The 16,054-nt window shown below is 67.6% G+C and carries 10 protein-coding genes; 3 read left to right on the top strand and 7 right to left on the bottom strand.

What is annotated here, in order from left to right; all coding sequences use genetic code 11:
* Nucleotides 1-40: 40 nt before the first annotated feature.
* The 7 genes from WDB71_RS04985 to aspS form a co-directional block, all read right to left on the bottom strand.
* Nucleotides 41-2,761 (bottom strand): DUF748 domain-containing protein, encoded by a 2,721-nt coding sequence (locus WDB71_RS04985; RefSeq protein WP_341503542.1) that lies wholly within the window; start codon nucleotides 2,759-2,761, stop codon nucleotides 41-43.
* Between the two features lie 95 nt (nucleotides 2,762-2,856).
* Nucleotides 2,857-6,534, bottom strand: a complete 3,678-nt coding sequence (locus WDB71_RS04980; protein ID WP_341503541.1) for a translocation/assembly module TamB domain-containing protein — start codon at nucleotides 6,532-6,534, stop codon at nucleotides 2,857-2,859.
* Nucleotides 6,531-8,240, bottom strand: a complete 1,710-nt coding sequence (locus WDB71_RS04975) for an autotransporter assembly complex family protein (protein WP_341503540.1) — start codon at nucleotides 8,238-8,240, stop codon at nucleotides 6,531-6,533. The genes WDB71_RS04980 and WDB71_RS04975 overlap by 4 nt, the downstream gene beginning before the upstream one ends.
* A 35-nt stretch (nucleotides 8,241-8,275) precedes the next feature.
* Nucleotides 8,276-9,280 carry a Holliday junction branch migration DNA helicase RuvB gene (gene ruvB / locus WDB71_RS04970; RefSeq protein WP_341503539.1) on the bottom strand — a complete coding sequence of 335 codons (1,005 nt, stop codon included), beginning with the start codon at nucleotides 9,278-9,280 and terminating at the stop codon, nucleotides 8,276-8,278.
* 7 nt (nucleotides 9,281-9,287) lie between these two features.
* Nucleotides 9,288-9,908: a Holliday junction branch migration protein RuvA gene (gene ruvA, locus WDB71_RS04965; RefSeq protein ID WP_341503538.1), complete on the bottom strand. Its 621-nt coding sequence runs from the start codon at nucleotides 9,906-9,908 to the stop codon at nucleotides 9,288-9,290.
* A gap of 17 nt (nucleotides 9,909-9,925) precedes the next feature.
* Nucleotides 9,926-10,450 carry a crossover junction endodeoxyribonuclease RuvC gene (gene ruvC / locus WDB71_RS04960; RefSeq protein WP_341503537.1) on the bottom strand — a complete coding sequence of 175 codons (525 nt, stop codon included), beginning with the start codon at nucleotides 10,448-10,450 and terminating at the stop codon, nucleotides 9,926-9,928.
* 97 nt (nucleotides 10,451-10,547) lie between these two features.
* Entirely contained in the window at nucleotides 10,548-12,323 is a 1,776-nt protein-coding gene (gene aspS, locus WDB71_RS04955) for an aspartate--tRNA ligase (RefSeq protein WP_341503536.1), read from the bottom strand.
* A gap of 137 nt (nucleotides 12,324-12,460) precedes the next feature.
* Here aspS and WDB71_RS04950 point away from each other — a divergent pair, with 137 nt between their 5' ends.
* From WDB71_RS04950 to WDB71_RS04940, 3 genes are all read left to right on the top strand, one after another.
* Entirely contained in the window at nucleotides 12,461-13,306 is an 846-nt protein-coding gene (locus WDB71_RS04950; RefSeq protein ID WP_341503535.1) for a DUF72 domain-containing protein, read from the top strand.
* Between the two features lie 125 nt (nucleotides 13,307-13,431).
* The gene (locus WDB71_RS04945; protein WP_341503534.1) at nucleotides 13,432-13,908 is read left to right on the top strand and encodes a hypothetical protein; all 477 of its coding nucleotides are present in this window, start codon (nucleotides 13,432-13,434) and stop codon (nucleotides 13,906-13,908) included.
* Nucleotides 13,909-13,974: 66 nt separating this feature from the next.
* On the top strand, nucleotides 13,975-16,053 hold the full coding sequence (locus WDB71_RS04940; RefSeq protein ID WP_341503533.1) for a thrombospondin type 3 repeat-containing protein: 2,079 nt from the start codon (nucleotides 13,975-13,977) through the stop codon (nucleotides 16,051-16,053).
* Nucleotide 16,054 lies beyond the last annotated feature (1 nt).

The following is a 16,054-nucleotide window of genomic DNA, read 5'->3' as shown; positions in this document are numbered from 1 at the left end:
GGCCCCTGCAACAAGGCGGCCCACAGGGGCCGCCTTGATGTCACTTTGCCGTGAGATTGAGCGCCAGGGTCGGGGTTCCCCGCCCCATGGGCGCGGGCTCCAGGTAGAAGATGCGCTCGGCGGCGATACCATCCGCCACCAGCAGCTCGCCTATGGCCTTGGCCCTGTCCAGGGCCAGCTGCCGCAGCCCCAGCTCGCCGACAGGCCAGTTGGCCAGCAGCTGCTGGCGGGCGAGCTGCTCCCGCGCCGGCTCCGGCAGCTGCTGCCAGCTGCCTTGACCATGGCGGCTGTCATAGAGGGCCGCCAGGCTGCTGCCGGCGGCCAGGGCCTGCTCCAGGGCCAGGCTTGCCAGCTGCTGCCTGTCCTGATCGGTGACCTGGCCACGCAGCTCCAGCGCCAGCACCGGCCGCTTGTGCAGGGCCTCGGCCACCTTGTGCATGGCCTGTTGCTGCTCGTCATCCAGCCCGGCCTCTCCGGGCGCAAAGTTCACCTGGGACAGCTTGTCGGGATCGAAGTCCACCAGGGAAGCCAGCAGGCTGAAGGGCGCCGTCACCACCTTGGTGATGGCGTTGAAGAAGGCCTTGCCGATCAGGCCGCCGATGGAAAACTCGGGCGAATCCACATCCCCTTCCACCGGCAACGACAGCTCTATCCTGCCGTTGCCGTCCTTGAGCAGGGCCAGGGCCAGTCCCAGGGGCAGGCTGGGCGCGTCGGACTCCTGATCTTTCTGGCCCAGCTCCAGCTGATCGAACACCGCCCTGTTCTGGCCCTTGAGCCTGGCCTCCTGGATCTTGTAGTCCAGCATCAGATCCAGCTTGCCCTTATCGATGTAGTAGCCGGCAAAGCGCCGGGCGTAGGGGGTGAGAGTGGTCAGCTCCAGGTTGCTGAAGTTGGCGACCACTTCCGTCTTACGCAGGGGTTCGGCCGGGGCCAGGCCGCCACTGACCGCCACCCTGCCGTGGCTTTCCACCAGGCCCTTAAGGTCGATGGTCATGCCCGCTTCCGGGTGGCTGGCCAGGCCCTTGACGGTGCCTCCCAGGCCGTGGATCTGGCTGGCGAAAGCCGGCTTGAGGCTCTTGTCGGCGAAGGCCAGGCGGCCGTCTTCGAGCAGGATCGCCTTTACCTGGTAGTCGAAGGCCTTGCCCGCATCGTCCGTTTTCTCTTCGCCATCGGCCTGCGGCTGCGCCTTAAGCAGGCTGGCCCAGGAAATGCCACCGTCTTTTTCGATGGTGAGGCCGGTATCCAGGCCGGCCAGGTGGACCCGGCCGATGCTGAGCATCTTCGGCGCCAGCTGCAGATCGATGGCGCTGATCTCACCTTTTGGCAGGCTCAGCAGCGCCGTGTCGGAGCCGGCCCGGGTCAGCAGCAGGTTGTTGATGGTGGTGTCGCCCAGGACGGTGCCGGACGGCTCGCCCTGCCAGTTCAGATCCAGCTTGAAATCGCCATCCAGGCTGCCCTGGGTCAGGCTGGCATGGCTGACGTGACGCACCAGGGCATCGGCGGCCGCCAACGGCAGTGCCCGGATGTGGGTGGTCAGGCTGGCGCCCCTGGCCGCTTCCAGCTCGCCGGCCAATTCAACCCTGCCCTCGCCCAGGGTCAGCGCCAGCTCCACCGGGAAGGCCGGCAGTGCCGGCAGCGCCACTTCCCTGGCCAGCAGCTCCATGCCCAGCTGCCAGTCGCCCTGCAGGCCCTGGTCGCGGAAGGCAACCAGGCCCCGTTCGATACGCAGCGCCCCCAGGCTGATCGGCACCGGCTCGGCACTGGCCTGATCGGTCTCGGTTGCCGGCGGCAGCAGGGCCAGCCAGTCCAGTTGGCCCTCAATGTTGCGGCTGGCAATGAGCTCAGGGCCGTTCAGGGTGATCCCGGCCACCGCCAGGGACAGCGGCGCCGTATCCAGCCTCAGATCGGCGACATCCAGGCCCTGCCAGGCCAGGCTGGCCTCGTTGCCATCGCCGTCCAGGCGGCCCTGGCCCAGGTGCAGCTGCTCCAGGCTCAGGCTGGGAGCACCGAAAGGCCCGCTCAGCCGGCCGCGCAGGGCCAGCCGGCCTCCCTGCAGGTCCATGGGCAGCTGGGGCTTCACATAGTGCCAGAACGCCTCTGGTGCCAGCTCGCCCACCAGGATGTTGAGATCCAGCTTCTCCCTGGCCAAGTCCAGCTCGCCGCGCAGGGCAATGCCGCCGTCGGCCAGCCCGGCCAGCAGCGCCAGCGCCGTGGCGCCCCGCTCGGGGATATTGGTGACATTGTCCAGATCCAGGTAGGCCAGGCTCAGGGTGCGCTGGGGAAAATCGCCATCCAGCCAGTGGATACGGCCATGGCGCAGGTTCAAGGCGGCCAGCGAATAATAGAAGGGCTTGGCCGGCTCTGAGCTCTGGGCCCGTGCATCGGAAGGCGGCAGCAGTTCCAGCCAGTTGAGCCGGCCGTCCCCATCGCGGCTGGCCCAGAGCTGCACGCCCTGGCCCTGCACCTCGTCCAGCCAGGGCCCAAGATGAACGGCGCTGCGCCAGTTGGCGTCCACCACCAGGGCCTGCCAGGACGCCAGCGGCTGCCCCTTGGCGTCGGTCAGGGCCCCCGGCCCCAACTCCAGGCGCCAGGCAAAGGGACGGAAGCGGACGTCGCCAAGGGTGAGCCGTACCGGCAGCTGCTCGGCCACCAGGGCCGGCACCCTGTTCTTCAGAAACCAGGGCAGCAACCAGGCGGTGGCCCCCACATAGAGCAACAGGATCACAGCCAGGGACAGCAGCCACTTCTCTCGGCGCTTCATAGTCTCTCCTTGGAGCCGACGGCAAAAAACGACAGAGCCTACCTTGATAGGCTTAATGCAGTATGACGGCGAATGCTAACAGAAGCATTTTACCTTCAAAATTCAAACCGATAGAAAAGATCCACGGCCTGATCGACGCCGTTGACGGCCTGCAGGTAGAGCCGCGGCAGCAGCTCGTAGCGCAGCCTGAGTTCGCCCACGGAGGAGAACACGCCGACCCCGTATTCCAGCTGCAGCCCGGGCAGCAGGTAGCCGCTGATGTTGACCTGGGTCTGATCGCCGGCGCCGCTGGTGTCGAGCATCACGTCCTGCATGCCCAGGCCCTCGGCCAGCTGGCTGACCACGCCGCCCAGCTGGCTGATCCCGGCACTGACCAGCAGCGACTGCATCAGCACGTTGCTGTCGCTTTCGTCCTCGTCCTCCAGGCCCTTGCCGCGCAGCAGGTAGGACAGCTGCAAGGCCTGCTCCATGGCCGGCTCGGAGAAGATCGCCACCTCGGGCTTCTGGGCCGAGCCGCTGACCCGCACCCCCACCACTATGTTGCTGTCGGCCATGGCCTTGGGATTGCGGATGGCTTCCACCTCCAGATCCGGGTGGGCCAGGGGACCGGTAAAGAGGATGGAGCCGCGGCGGATCACCAGGTTCTGGCCATAGGCCTTGAAGGTGCCGTTGTTCAGCCGCACCTCCCCTTCCCCGACCATGGCCTTGCCCGGCCGCTGCCTGACCGTCAGGCTGCCGGTCAGGGCCGTCTTCAGGCCAAAGGCCTCCAGGCGCACGTCGTCGCCCAGGTGGGTGGTCACCGCCAGGCGCAGCGGCAGCCCCTTGTCCTGGCGCCGGGGTTCGCCGCCGTCGACGATCACCACGTCCGGCGACAACCCGGCGGCGCTCTCCGGCAGGGCTTCCACCAGCATCCGCGCCCAAGGGATATGCAGGTCCCCGCTCACCGCCAGCACCTCGCCAAGGGTCACGTGCAGATCCGGGCTGATCCTGAGCCTGCCGAGGCCGGGGTAGCCGGCTGCCAGGTTCTCGCCACGCAGCCTGAGCTGGCCGGTCATGGGCCATTGTCGCCAGTCCAGCTCGCCGTCCAGGCCGAGCCGCCCCTCGCCGACCTGGGTCTCGCCACTGAGGCTGGCCCTGTCTCCCGTGATGGTCAGGGTGCTGTGCAGTTCGCTCAGGGTCACCACATCCAAGGCCGTCTCCACCCGTCCGTCACCCAGGGCCAGCTCGCCATAGAGCAGCGGCGCCTTGAGGGTGCCGTCCAGGCGCCCCTGGCCCTGGATCCGGCCGCTGAGGCGGCGCAGCTCCGGCAGCAGCGGCGCCAGCCAGTCCAGGGTCAGCTCATCGAGCCGGAAGCGCCCGGCCAGGGACCTGTCCCCGTCCAGCTCGCCGACCCTGGCCTGCAGTTCCAGGCGGCCCAGTTGCGCCGAGGCAAAGGCCAGCTCCACATCCAGCTGTTGGTTGTCGATGCCGGCCCGCAGGGACAGCGACCGGTAGTCGGCCACCAGCTCGCCGCTGTGGATCTGCCCGGGCGACGTGGTCAGCGCCAGGGCAAGCTCGGGCTCCCCGCCTTGCCAGGCGAAACGTCCCTGGCCGGCCAGCACCGCCTGCCACCCGAAGCCTTCGGGCAGGAAGGGGGCCAGCCTGGCCAGATCCAGATCCCGGATCTGGAAGCCTCCCTGCCCCGTCTCGGCGCCAAGGCGGGTCTCGTCCAGGCACAGGGCCGCCCCCTTGGAGCGCCAGCAGTGGTTGTTTATCCCCAGGCGCCGCCCGGCCTGCCGCCAGTCCAGCTCTACCTGGCGGTCCGGCTGCCAGCGGCTGAGCGGGGTGTCGAGGGTCAGGGTGTCGAAGCGGCCCTGCCAGTGCCCGCCGTCCAGGCGTCCGCTCAGGGCCAGCTCTGCGGCCAGCGGCTCACCGGCAAAGGCCAGGCTCAGCCGCTGCGACGTGCGATCGCCCTCGGCTTCTAGGCGCAGCTCACGGGCGCTGAAGGCCGGATGCGCCACCTCGGCCAGCCGCAAGCGCCAGTCGCCGCCGAGCTTGCCCAGCAGGGCCTGGCGCCCTTCCAGCTTCAGGCCGCGAAGCTCAAGCTCGTCATGGCCCAGGACATCGCCCTCAAGGGCCAGGGCCAGCACCGGCTCGGCGGCGGGCCCGCTCAGTTCCAATCGCCCCAACAGGCTCCCGTAGAAGCCGGGCCCCAGGGCGCTCAGGTTCGGCGCTTCCAGCCTGCCCTGCAGCCGCCACTGCTCGGCCAGCACGCCGTCCAGGCTCAGGCGGTTGGGGCCCTGGCGCAGCAGCAGCTGCTCAACCCGGCCCTGCATCTTGTCGTTGAGGCTCAAGGCACCCTTGGCCGCCAGGGGATAGCCCAGCAGCTCGCCCTGAAGAACCGGCTCTGCGGCCAGGCGCCAGGCCGTGCCTTGCAGGGAGAAGGTGCCGTCAATGGTGCCGGAGACGGCGCCGCTGAACTGGGGTGTCAGCAGGGCCGGATCCAGCTTCTCCAGGCGCAGCTGTCCCTGCCAGTCCAGGCCCTGTTGCCAGTCCAGCCGGCCGGTCGCCACCAGGCTGCCCTTTGCGGTGTTGGCGCCCAGGCTGTCGATGGTCAGGCCGGCCAGGTCGCCCCTGGCGGCCAGGGCCAGGCCCAGTGGCTGGCTCAGCCAGGGCGAGGAGGCCAGCTCGCCATTGAGGCGCAGTTGGTATTGCGCCAGGCTGCCCTGGGCCTGCAGGCGGCCTGCTGCCAGGGCAAGCTCGCCCTGCCCCGGCAGCGCCAGGGTGAAGGGCTGCCAGTCCAGCTCCAGGCTGAACGGCAGTTCGCTGCCGAGCAGGTTTGCCTGGAGGCGGGCCTGGGCCGGCAAGGGACCGTCGAGCACCAGGCGGGCATCGAGCGCCGCCAGCTCCCCCGATGCCGTCAGGGCCAGGGTCTGGCCCTTGAGCTGCCCGTCCAGCAGGGCCGCGGTCGGCGACAGCGCCAGCTGCAACTCCAGGGGATAGCCGTCGCGGAGGGCGACCTGGCCGCTAAGGCTGGCTTCGGCCAGTTGTTGGCTGAGAACCAGCCGCTCCACCGTCAGCCGGTGGCCTTCGGCCCTGGCGTCCAGGGCCAGGTGCTCGAGGGCCTGGTACTGCTCGCCCTGGCGCCAGCGGCCGTCCTTCAGGGTCAGCTCGCGCACCTGCACGGCCAGGGGGAATGCCAGGGCGGGCAGCGTCGGTGGCTGCTCGCCATCGGCCTCGGGCGGGCTGTCGCCCGCCCTGGTGGTGATCACCAGGCCCTGTATCTCGGGGCCCTTGAGGGCCAGCCGGTCCCGGTACCAGTGGCCGCTGAGGCTGAGGCTGTCCAGGGCCAGGTTCACCGCCTCGGACTCCAGCCGAAGGTCCTCGACCCTGACCTTTTCCAGCTCCAACCTGATGGGCAGGCTGAGCCTGCCTGGCCCCTTTGCCTCGCCTGGCTCAGTCCCGGCCTGGTTTGCCAGCCGGATCCTGACGTTCTGCATGTCCAACGCCTGCACCGGCAGCTCGCCCCTCAGCAGCGCCCAGGGGGACCAGGCCAGGCGCAGCTGGTCCACTTCCAGGCTGAAGCCGTCGTCCTGCCAGCCCAGGCCGCTCAGCCGCCAGCCCTGGCCAAGGCTGCCGGACACCAGCTCGCCGCTCAGCTGCGGCAGTACCTGTTGGGCCTGGCGCCACAACAGGCGGTTGCCGCCCTCGGTGAGCAGCAGTCCCCACAGCAGGGCGCCCAGCACCAGCACCAGGCTGGCCAGGGTGATCAGCAGCCATTTCAAGGCCTTCACAGCACGGCCCCCATGGCGAAATGGAGACGCCAGGGCACATGGACCTCGGAGACGCCAAAGGCGAGATCGAAGCGGATGGGCCCTATGGGGGTCAGCCAGCGCAGGCCCAGGCCGGTGCCCAGCTTCCAGTCGTCCTGGTAGTCGTTGGTGGCGGTGCCGCCGTCCACGAAGGCGGCGACGCGCCAGCGGTCGGCGAAGCGGTAGTCGTATTCCAGGCCAAGGGCGGTGCTGTACTTGCCGCCCACCAGCTCGCCGTCGGCATCCCTGGGGCCTATGGTGCGGTAGCCGAAGCCCCGCACCGTGTTGTCGCCACCGGTGAAAAAGCGCAGGGAAGGCGGCAGCTCCGTGACCTCATCGACCCAGACCGCGCCCTGTTCGATGCGGGCGATGACGCGGTGCCTGTCGCCAAGGGAGCGCAGCCACTTGCTGCGGCCCCAGGCGCGGACAAAGCGCGCATCCGAGCCCCACTTTCGCTCCGAGAACTCCAAGGTCAGGATCTGGCTGTCGCCCCAGTGGGGATCGATGCCGCCGCGCAGGCGGATGCGTTCGAAGGAAATGCCGGGGATCAGCAAGAAGCTGCGGTCTTCCTGGTCGGCCTGGGTGTAGGTCTCGTATTCGGCGCGGATGAACAGATCCCGGTTCCAGCCTTCTTCCTGCTTGTCGAAGCGGTGGATGGCGGCGGTGCTGCGGCGGCTGTCGGTGTCTTCCAGGTGCAGGCGCTGGAAGCCACCCTGCAGCGAGTAGAACTGCAGGCGTGGATCGCCACGGGGAATACGGTAATCCAGGCTCAGCTCCTGGCGCGGTGCCGACACCTTGAACTCCGAGCCCAGGCTGTGGCCGGCGTCGTTGATCCAGGGCTTGCGCCATTTCAGCGAGGTCCTGGGGCCCTCGTCGGTGGACACCCCTATGCCCACTTCCACCTGGTTGTCGGCCTTGGCCTTGAGGCTGACCTTGAGCGGCACTGTGCCGTCCCTGGCCTCATCCAGCTGGGGCCTTACCAGTACCTGCTGGAAGTAGCCGGTGGCGGACAGGGCCCGACTCAGCTCGGCCAGCTTGGCGGCCAGGTAAGGCTGGCCCGGTTCGAGCACCTGGATGCTGGCCAGTATCGATGCCACCGGCCGGTCGCTGTCGATGTTCAGCTCGCCGAAACGGTAGCGGCGGCCGCCCTGGTAATGCAGCGTCACATCGGCGGCGTTTTCCCTGGGGTGGACCCGCACCTCGCTTAGCTGCCAGGTGCCGTCGAAGTAGCCGCGGTGCAGCGCCAAGGTGGTCAGGCCGGCCTTGAGGTCGTCGTAGTGGGGGTGGTTGAGCACGGCGCCGAGGCGGACTTGGGACTGGGCCAGCAGCGCCTGGAAGGCGTCGTCGTCGCCGGCCTCGCCAAGCAATTGGATATCGACGCTGCGATAGCGCACCGGCTCGCCGGCCTGGACCGCGACACGCACCTCGCCGGGGGCATCGGCGCGGTGGATGATGTCGACATGGGGGTTGTAGTGACCCAGGGCCTGCAGGGCCTGCTCCACCTTGAGGCGGATGCCGTCCCGGTAGCCGCGCACCTGGGCCGGCTCCAGATCCGGCAGTTGTTTCAGGTACAGCTCGACATTGCGTGCAAGCTCGCCGTCGAGGCCCTCGACGGTGAAACGGACCGGCTCGGCGGCGGCGCCCAGGCTGAAAACCAGCGCCAGCGCCACCATAAGGCGTGTTAGCAAGGCAGGCCTCAAGGAAGTTCCCTTTCCTCTCAGTATTACTCGGGTCGGCTTAATCCGAAGTGACGATAGGCCCTGTCGGTGGCGATACGGCCCCTGGGGGTGCGCTGCAAAAAGCCCTGCTGGATGAGGTAGGGCTCCAGCACGTCCTCGATGGTGTCCTTCTCCTCGCCGATGGCCGCGGCCAGGTTGTCCAGGCCCACCGGGCCGCCAAGGAACTTGTCGATGATGGCCGTCAGCAGCTTGCGGTCCATGTAGTCGAAGCCCTCGCGGTCCACGTCCAGCATGTCCAGGGCCTGGGCCGCCACCTCGCGGCTGACGGTGCCGTCGCCCTTGACCTCGGCGAAGTCGCGCACCCTACGCAGCAGGCGGTTGGCGATACGGGGGGTGCCGCGGCTGCGCCTGGCCACCTCATGGGCGCCGCTGTCGTCCAGCTCCAGGTTCAGGTAGGAGGCGGAGCGGGACACGATGTGGGCCAGATCCTCGACCTTGTAGAACTCCAGGCGCTGCACTATGCCGAAGCGGTCGCGCAGCGGCGAGGTCAGGGAGCCAGCGCGGGTGGTGGCGCCGACCAGGGTGAAGGGGGGCAAGTCTATCTTGATGGAGCGGGCCGCCGGGCCTTCGCCGATGACAATGTCCAGCTGGTAGTCTTCCATGGCCGGATAGAGCACCTCCTCCACCACCGGGCTGAGGCGATGGATCTCGTCGATGAAGAGGACGTCGTTGGGCTCCAGGTTGGTGAGCATGGCCGCCAGATCGCCGGCCTTCTCCAGCACAGGGCCCGAGGTGGTCTTGATGCCGACCCCCATCTCGTTGGCGACGATGTTGGCCAGGGTGGTCTTGCCGAGGCCGGGCGGGCCGAAGATCAGCAGGTGATCCAGGGCCTCTTCACGGCGCCGGGCCGCCTCGATGAAGATCTGCATCTGGTCGCGCACATGGTCCTGGCCCTGGTAGTCGGCCAGGGACTTGGGTCTGATGGCGCGGTCGATGACCTCGTCGTCGAGCTTGGCGTCGGGGGCGATCAGGCGGTCTGCTTCGATCATGGCTGCCTCACATCATGGCCTTGAGGGCGTCGCGGATGAGATCTTCCGAGCTCATGCCGGCCTTGGCCACCTTCTTGACGGATTTCTCCGCCTGGGCGCCCTTGTAGCCCAGGGCCACCAGGGCGGCGATGGCGTCGTCCTCCGGCGCGGGCGCGCTCTCGAAGCCGTTGTGGGCCTCCATGTCCAGGGGCGCGGCGTCGGTATAGGGGGTGGCCAGCTCGCCGAAATCCTTGAGCTTGTCGGCCAGCTCCACCAGCAGCCGCTCGGCGGTCTTCTTGCCGACGCCGGGCAGCTTGACTAGGGTGGAGACGTCGCCGTGGGAGACGATGGTGACGAACTGCTGCACCGACAGGTTGGAGAGGATGGCCAGGGCCAGCTTGGGACCGACGCCGTTGGCCTTGATCAGGATGCGGAACAGGGCCCGCTCCTCGGGCTTGACGAAGCCGAACAGCAGGTGGGCGTCCTCGCGCACCACCTGGTGGGTCCACAGGCAGACCTCGCTGCCCACGGCCGGCATGGCGTAGAAGGATTGCATGGAGCATTGCACTTCGTAGCCGACACCGGCCACGTCGATCAGGGCTTCGGGGGGCTGCTTGAGGGCCAGGATCCCGGTCAGTCGTCCTATCATGATTGTCCTTGGGTCGCTCAGCGCAGTCGGCCGCGGACCTGCTTGAGGTTGGTTAACGCCATCTTATTCAGGCTGGTGCTGGTGTGTCCATGGCACAGGGCGATGGCCAGGGCGTCGGCGGCATCCGCCTGGGGCGTGCCCGGCAGCTTCAGCATCTGGGTGACCATGTGCGCCACCTGGCTCTTGTCGGCGCCGCCGGTGCCCACCACCGCCTGCTTGACCTGGCGGGCCGAATACTCGGCCACGGGCAGCTCCGCCTGGCGCCCGGCCAGTATGGCCACGCCCCTGGCCTGGCCCAGCTTCAGGGCCGAGTCGGCGTTCTTGGCCATGAACACCTGCTCTATGGCCATCTCCTGGGGCTGGAACTGGCGGATGATCTCGGTGACGCCGTCGTGGACCTGCTTGAGGCGGTCCGGCAGGTTGTCGGCGCTGACCCGGATGCAACCACTGCCCACGTAGGCAAAACGAACCCCGGTCTGGCGCACCAGGCCGTAGCCGGTAATGCGCGAGCCGGGGTCGATGCCGAGGATGAGCCGGCTCAACAGCGCCCTTCCAGGTTGCCGGCGCCCGGCCCGGTGGCGATAAAGCGGGGCCGGATATTGGCCCTGCTGCTGTGCCCCGCCATAAGATCTCCTTGGCTTACTGCTCTTGTTCGACCTTGTTGACCACCAGGTTCAGCTCGTCCAGGGCCTGGGGGTTGGCGGGGCTGGGGGCGTCGGTGAGCGGACAGGCGGCGGTGGTGGTCTTGGGGAAGGCCATCACGTCGCGGATGGAGCTGGCGCCTGTCATCAGCATCACCAGGCGGTCCAGGCCGAAGGCCAGGCCGGCGTGGGGCGGCGCACCGAACTGCAGGGCCTCGAGCAGGAAGCCGAACTTCTCCTGGGCCTCGTCGTCGCCGATGCCGAGGATGCGGAATACCGCCTTCTGCATCTCGTTGTCGTGGATACGCACGGAACCACCGCCCAGCTCGCAGCCGTTGAGCACCATGTCGTAGGCGTCGGACAGGGCCGCAGCCGGGTTGGCTTCCAGCTCGGCCGGGGTCACGCCCACCGGGCTGGTGAAGGGGTGGTGCAGCGGGTGCAGCTGGCCGTCGATTTCCTCGAACATGGGGAAGTCCACCACCCACAGCGGCGCCCACTGGTCATGGCGGGTCAGGCCCAGGTCCTCGCCCAGCTTCAGGCGCAGGGCGCCCAGGGCGTCTGTGACCACGCGGTAGCTGTCGGCACCGAACAGCAGGATGTCGCCGTCCTCGGCCTGGGTGCGGTCCAGCAGGCCGCTGACGGCCGCCTGGTCCAGGAACTTGAGGATGGGGGACTGCAGGCCTTCCAGGCCCTTGTCTTTGTCGTTGACCTTCAGCCAGGCCAGGCCCTTGGCACCATAGATGCCGACGAAGTTCTGGTAGTCGTCCAGCTGCTTGCGGGACAGCTTGGCGCCGCCCGGCACCTTGATCACGGCCACCCGGCCCTTGGCATCATTGGCGGGACCGGAGAACACCTTGAACTCCACGTGGGCCAGCAGATCGGCCACGTCGACGATTTCCAGGGGGTTGCGCAGGTCCGGCTTGTCGGAGCCGAAGCGGGTCATGGCTTCCTGGTAGCTCATGGTGGGGAACTGGGGCAGCTCCACCTTCATCAGCTTGCTGAACAGATCCCGGACCAGGCCCTCGGTGATGGCGCGCACCTCGTCGGAGCTCAGGAAGGTGGTCTCGATATCGATCTGGGTGAATTCCGGCTGGCGGTCGGCGCGCAGGTCCTCGTCACGGAAACACTTGACTATCTGGTAGTAACGGTCGAAACCGGACACCATCAGCAGCTGCTTGAACAGCTGCGGCGACTGCGGCAGGGCGAAGAAGCTGCCCTTGTGGGTGCGGCTCGGCACCAGGTAGTCGCGGGCACCCTCCGGGGTGGCCTTGGTGAGGATGGGGGTCTCGATGTCCAGGAAACCCTGGTCTTCCAGATAGCGGCGCACGGCACCGGTGACCTTGGCGCGGAAGATGATGCGGTTGCTCATTTCCGGACGGCGCAGATCCAGGTAGCGGTACTTGAGGCGGGCCTCTTCGCTGTTCTTCTGGTGGTCGTCCAGGGCGATGGGCAGGGGCGCGGCCTTGTTGAGGATGGTCAGCTGCTTGCCGAGGATCTCGACGGCACCGGTGGCCATGTCGGCGTTGACCTGGGATTCGGGACGGGCCCGCACCACACCTTCGATCTGTACGCAGAACTCGGCCCGCAGGCTGTTGGCCACCTCGAAGACTTCCGGCAGATCCGGGTCGAACACCACCTGCACGATGCCCTCGCGGTCCCTGAGCTGGACGAAGATCACGCCCCCCAGGTCACGGCGACGGTTGACCCAGCCCACCAGCTTGACCGTGTGGCCGATGTGGGCTTCCCGAATTTCTCCGCAATAGTTGCTGCGCATGAATCTGTCTTTCCTTTAATGGAACCGGTGCGAGGGCATGGACCCCGCCAGCGTTTACGTCATATTAATGGCGCCCGATTATAACGACCCCGGGGGCGGGGATCCAACGTGGCGCCGACATGGGGTAGACTGCCGCCATGCTTTATCTCGGATGCCCCATGTGGTCCCACCCGGCCTGGAAAGGCCAGCTGTTCCCGCCCGGGGCCAGCCAGCGTGACCACCTCAGCCATTATGCCCAGGTGTTCAGCGCCGTGGAGGGCAATACCAGCTTCTATGCCCTGCCCTCGCCGGACAGCGCCCGGCGCTGGGCGGACAGCGTGCCGGAACACTTTCGCTTCACCTTCAAGTTCCCCCAGGCCATCAGCCACCATAAGGGCCTGCATCAGGTCGACGAGGAACTGGCCGAATTCCTGGAGGCGATGGCGCCGCTGCACGCCAAGACTGCCCGCTACCTGCTGCAGCTGCCAAGCCGTTTCGGCCCCGAGCAGCTGCCGGCCCTGGCCGCCTTCCTGGATGCCCTGCCGCCGGGCCTGCCGGTGGCGGTGGAGGTGCGCCACCTGGCCTTCTTCGCCAAGGGCGAGGCGGAGCTGGCCCTGAACCGGCTGCTGGCGGATTGTGGCGCCGACCGTATCATCATGGATGCCCGGCCGGTGTTCTCGGTGCCGGCCAGCGACGCCGTGCTGCTGGACGCCCAGCAGAAGAAACCCCGGGTGCCGGTACATGCCGTGGCCACCGCCAAACAGCCTGTGGTGCGCTTCGTGGGTCTGCCGGACCCAAAAGCCAACGACGCCTTTATGACCCCCTGGATAGAGAAACTCTCGCAGTGGCTGGAGGAGGGGCTCAGCCCCATGTTGTTTGTGCACAGCGCCGATAACGACCGCGCCCCTGAGCTGGCCCGGCTTTTCTATGACAGGATCAGGGCAAGGCAACCCGGGCTGGAGGCGCTGCCGGAACCCCAGTTCGCTCAGGGCAGCCTATTCTGACGCTGAACTCCTCCTACCAGGAAAAAAGCTGGGCATGACTGGCCCCCATCGTCGCTTCTCCTAATAACAGTCCCGGTTTTCGGGACCACCGGGCGGCACGCCGCCCCAACCCGGAGAGCCATGCCATGCGTTCCTGTTCCTTCAAGCTGTTTCACCGGAGTCGTCCCATCCTGGCGACCGCCCTGCTTCTCCTGGCCCTGCCCGGCGCCGCCAGCAGCGTCTTCGTGGGCGACCTCTACCTGCCCACCCTCTACACCGGCGCCCGCCACCAGGCCCGGGACTGCACCCGGGACGCCCCGGCCTGCCATGACAAAGACAACGACGGCGTGCCGACAGCGCTAGACCAGTGCCCCTTCACCCCCGCCGATGTACCGGTGGACCCGGCCAGCGGTTGCTCCCAGGCCCAGCTCTGCCCCTGTGAAGGCCCCAGAGACAGCAACCTGTTATGGCCTGACGACGCCAGCTACCGGGCCTGCCTGAGCCGCACCGCAGGCATGTTCACCCAGTCGGACCGGCTCGCTGGCCGAACCCTGGCTGACCCGATGCCGGCCCATGTCGCCAAGGTTTCGGAGCTGAGCTGCAACCTCGCCAAGAACCACTGACGAGGAAACCCTGACGGCGCCTGGGAATAACCCCAGGCGCCCCTGGCCTTATCAAGGAGACGCACCATGCCAACGCCAAACCAAGCCCGGGGCCGCCGCCGGCTGACCCTGCTCGCCCTGTCCCTGCTGGCCAACCCGGTCCTGGCCTATTGGGGAGAGGGCCAAAACCAGGCTATGAGAGTGGACGTACAGGCCCATGACCCTCTCGGCAACCCCGTGGTGGCCCAGATCTACACCAAAAACAGCTTTGTCGGTCGCCAGCTCCAGAACCTGGACGGCGTGAACTATATCCGCTCTGCCACCAGGGTTTACGATCAGAGCAATTACTGGGGCGCCACCGGCTGGCTGGGCTGGCTGATCCAGGACACCAGCAGCTGCGCCCTGGGCGATGCCGAGCCCGGCACGGCGCCGCCGGTCACCAACGATACCCAGGGACCGGGCCGCTACGACCTGCCCATTCTCTACAACAACAACGCCTGGCAGGTGGATCCCAGCCTGCCCGGCGTCTGCTACGCCCAGCAGATCAGCTGGACCACCGCCAATGGCGCCCGGGGCCGTTTCCATATCACCTTCATCTATTCCGGCGCCGCCTACAACGCCCAGGGCCAGCGCCTGGTGCTGGACCAGGTGTCACAGCCTCAGTTGGACATCAAGGACAACTGCACTCCGGAGGTGGACGTCCGGGGCCATTCGGTCACCCTCCATTACCGCAGCCCCCAGGCCGGGCCGGACTACGACCCGCCCGAGCCCTGCGCCTACAATGCCGTGCTGAACGCCGTCTATCGCCTGCCCGAAGACGGCAGCGGCGACGGCGGCGGTGATGGCAGCGGTGGCGGCAACGTGATCCGCAGCCTCACCGATGCCGACGGCGACGGCTTGCCCGACAGCCACGACAACTGCCCGGACCAGGCCAACCCCTGGCAACGGGACGCGGACCAGGACGGCACCGGCGATGACTGCGACAACAGCCATGACTACGACTACGACCAGGACGGCATTGCCGACGACCAGGACAATTGCGAGCTGATCCCTAACACCGACCAGGCCGACAGCGACGGCGACACCGTCCAGGTGAACGGCGTCAGCTACAAGACCGGCGATGCCTGCGACCAGGATCTGGACGGCGACGGCTTCAACAACTGGCGGGACGACAACTGTCCCCTGGTGGCCAACTACGACCAGCTGGATGCCGACGGCGACGGCATCGGCGACGCCTGTGATACCGACCAGGACAATGACGACGTGGACGACGGCCAGGACAACTGCCCCAACACCGCCAACCCGGACCAGGCCGACCAGGACGGTGACGGCGAAGGGGACCTCTGCGACGGCGATGCCGACGGCGACGGCCTGGAAAACACCCAGGACAACTGCCCTGTCACCCCCAACCCGGAACAACACAACACCGATGGCGACAGCCTGGGCGATGCCTGCGACAACGATGACGACAACGACGACCGGGAAGACAGTGCCGACAACTGCCCCATCACCGCCAACCCCGACCAGGCCGACATGGACGCTGACGGCATCGGTGATGCCTGCGACGCCGACAACAACAACGACGGCGTGGCCAACAGCGCCGATAACTGCCCCGTCACCGCCAACCCCGGCCAGGACAATGCCGACGGCGACAATCAGGGCGACGCCTGCGACGGTGATGACGACAACGACGGTGTGGCCGACGGCCAGGACAACTGCCCATTACTGGCCAACGACGACCAGACCGACAGCGATGACGACGGCCAGGGCGACCCTTGTGACGGCGACCTTGATGGTGACGGCCTGGCCAACGACGGGGACAACTGCCCCGCCATCGCCAACCCCAATCAGGCCGACTTCGACGGTGATGGCCAGGGCGACGCCTGCGATCCGGATGCCGACGAAGACGGCATCCTGGCCGGTGCCGACCAGTGCCCCCTGACGCCGCTCGGCGAAGCCGTGGACCAGGCTAACGGCTGCTCCCTGGCCCAGCTGTGCCCCTGCAGCTCGCCCCGGGGCTTCAGCTCACCCTGGCGTAACAAGGGCGCCTACCTGGCCTGCCACAACCGCGCCCTGGCCAAGCTGGTGCAACAAGGCCAGCTCGCAGAAGGCGACCAGGCCGGGCTACAGAGCCAGGCCGCCCAAGGCAGCTGCGGCCAGCGTTAAC

It is taken from the genome of Gallaecimonas sp. GXIMD4217, assembly GCF_038087665.1.
GTDB lineage: Bacteria > Pseudomonadota > Gammaproteobacteria > Enterobacterales > Gallaecimonadaceae > Gallaecimonas.
The sequence above is the reverse complement of the archived record's forward strand: the minus strand, read 5'-3'. Positions and strand labels throughout refer to the sequence as shown.

Bases quoted from the DNA above. Each gene is read 5' to 3' on its own strand.
- WDB71_RS04985 (WP_341503542.1), bottom strand. From the start codon at position 2,761: ATGAAGCGCCGAGAGAAGTGGCTGCTGTCCCTGGCTGTGATCCTGTTG.
- ruvB (WP_341503539.1), bottom strand. From the start codon at position 9,280: ATGATCGAAGCAGACCGCCTGATCGCCCCCGACGCCAAGCTCGACGAC.
- ruvA (WP_341503538.1), bottom strand. From the start codon at position 9,908: ATGATAGGACGACTGACCGGGATCCTGGCCCTCAAGCAGCCCCCCGAA.
- aspS (WP_341503536.1), bottom strand. From the start codon at position 12,323: ATGCGCAGCAACTATTGCGGAGAAATTCGGGAAGCCCACATCGGCCAC.
- WDB71_RS04950 (WP_341503535.1), top strand. From the start codon at position 12,461: ATGCTTTATCTCGGATGCCCCATGTGGTCCCACCCGGCCTGGAAAGGC.
- WDB71_RS04945 (WP_341503534.1), top strand. From the start codon at position 13,432: ATGCGTTCCTGTTCCTTCAAGCTGTTTCACCGGAGTCGTCCCATCCTG.
- WDB71_RS04940 (WP_341503533.1), top strand. From the start codon at position 13,975: ATGCCAACGCCAAACCAAGCCCGGGGCCGCCGCCGGCTGACCCTGCTC.